Below are 2,071 nucleotides of genomic sequence, written 5' to 3' on the forward strand. Positions count from 1 at the left end.
ATTGATCTCTGGGCTGCTGAGACCAATATGCTTCTTGAGCAGATACGATTCATACAGATACTGGAAGTGTTCTTCCCACTGTTGTTCGTGGAGTACCGCGTAAGGATTGATCCATGTCTTGTTTGTCACATATGTTTTGAGCTGATACTTATCGTTATCATTATCATATTGAGCTCCTAGAATGTACTGCTTGAAGTTTTCAATCTCTACTGCATTGTTTACCTGTCCCCTCATATGTTGAGCCAGTTTATACAATACTTTGTCTGGTATCTCCTTTTTGTGTTTTTTGATCTGTTCTGGTATCCTCTGCATATCAAGATCTCTAGTATTCAGCCCATAATAGCCTGATAACACTTTCTCGATGATTTCCTCTTTGATCAACCAATGAAACGGAGCTTTAAATTTATATGGTGTGTCTTTTTCACCCATTAGGAACTTGCTGCTTTTGACCTTACGTGCATATTCTCTCCACTCGTCGATATTCTCATGAAAGCGACTTTTGTATGCTTTACACAGTCGAATTGACAACCTTGGGTCTTCATCGGCTGGAATTATACTTGGACTGCCTTTAAATTCATCGTTCCAGGCTTCCACCATCATTCCTGCTATGGTGAACACTCCGGGATCAATATCTTCTTTATTGGGCCTGAATCCATCTTCTACTACTTTCATCGATGTAATGAGCGATGAATATGCTGCATTGTCAATTGTGTACCATTGTGCATTTTCCCAAGGATCTCTGCTATTCTCTACTATTTCAATGAGATTTGCATCTTGCAAAGACCTGGCAGCATCTACAAGTTGATTGAGCGACCAATGACTGAAGTATCTAGTGTGCAGTTCTTGGAAGGAGGAATGCAACCAGACCCCTTTATGTCCATCTCTCATCTCACCATATCTGGATAACATATACCGCAACTGGGACAAAAGTATGGCTTCGTTTTGACCTATTGCAACGGCCATTTCCTTATGGAACATTAACGTTGTGAATCGTTTATCAGAATGTGTTAACATAAAATTTCTCCATAGTTATAAAAATTAATTGCAGGAAACACAAACATGTTGTTACATTGTGTGTGTTTGTGTTGTGACGACAACGTGATGATGGCACCTAAGCAAACATCGCAATGTCGCCTATCAACTTGTGTTTGTGAATAATAGGCTGCGTTACCTATTCTGTTACTGTAATCAGCAGGCTCTTTGCTTCTTGGCCTCATCGCTACAACAACAGAGCGGGTGAACAGCAGCTCATTATTTTGCTGTGTTTTAGTTTGGCTGGAGTCGAGACATCACTTTCAAGAGTCCAGCGAACACGTGTTGTTTGACGTTAGATACGGCACCAAGATTTCTAAAGTGATAGGAGACGTGTGGAGCATCAGACATCAAACCCAGGGTTATCCTGAGGAGCCCTGTAGTATCTTGCGGCATATGCCTATTCAACAATCTGACAATGTCGTCTTTGTGTGACTCCAATAACATGTGATCGCCAATGAATACGCGCAATTTATCTGCATATCTATCGTAGTGGACATCGATGTCCACTTTATTTTTTGTGTGCTGGCATTCTTTGGATAGGTTCATTGCATCCGTCAAATCTATGTAACCTACACGCTCCTTGTCATTTATATATGTCATAATTTACCTTAAAATTTGGATTATTTTAATATTTAATGATATTTATTGTTACGAAATGAATTAAAAGCTAACCCTCCAGCGGGAGGAGGCTGACTCATCTGATGTGGAGAGAGCTTGACCCTATAGCAGCCATAGTAACCTACTGTAGTGCGTATGTGCCGATGACTATCAGCAAGAGCATCTATAGGGGATATGGCTGTAATGAATATTTTGGTGTACATACTGATTCTTGGCTCAAGATTTCATTGGGAGACGTCAGGGTTGTGTAGATTCTGGCATCTGGAATGTGTACCTGAGACACTGAAGCAGTGATATAGAAGTGCTAACTGTAAGGGGTTAGCTAAATATTGAGATGGTGTTGAAATGTGAGGCATATACTTCCCATAAGTCATTGGTATGTTACAGACGTGTGGCTTGGTTTGTAACTTTGCAAAAA

Annotated in this window: 2 protein-coding genes; both read right to left on the bottom strand. The window is 40.4% G+C overall.

Features of this window, described 5'->3' with window-relative positions; all coding sequences use genetic code 11:
- On the bottom strand, positions 1 to 1,014 hold a 1,014-nt coding region (locus EDM53_RS05480), incomplete at its 3' end, for a hypothetical protein (protein WP_130122653.1).
- A gap of 252 nt (positions 1,015 to 1,266) precedes the next feature.
- Positions 1,267 to 1,635, bottom strand: a complete 369-nt coding sequence (locus EDM53_RS05485) for a hypothetical protein (RefSeq protein ID WP_130122654.1) — start codon at positions 1,633 to 1,635, stop codon at positions 1,267 to 1,269.
- Between the last annotated feature and the right edge of the window lie 436 nt (positions 1,636 to 2,071).

Source organism: Rickettsiales endosymbiont of Peranema trichophorum, assembly GCF_004210275.1.
Taxonomy (GTDB): Bacteria; Pseudomonadota; Alphaproteobacteria; order Rickettsiales; family Midichloriaceae; genus RICK02.

Excerpts from the sequence above, each read along its gene's own strand:
- EDM53_RS05485 (WP_130122654.1), bottom strand. The coding sequence starts at position 1,635 with ATGACATATATAAATGACAAGGAGCGTGTAGGTTACATAGATTTGACG.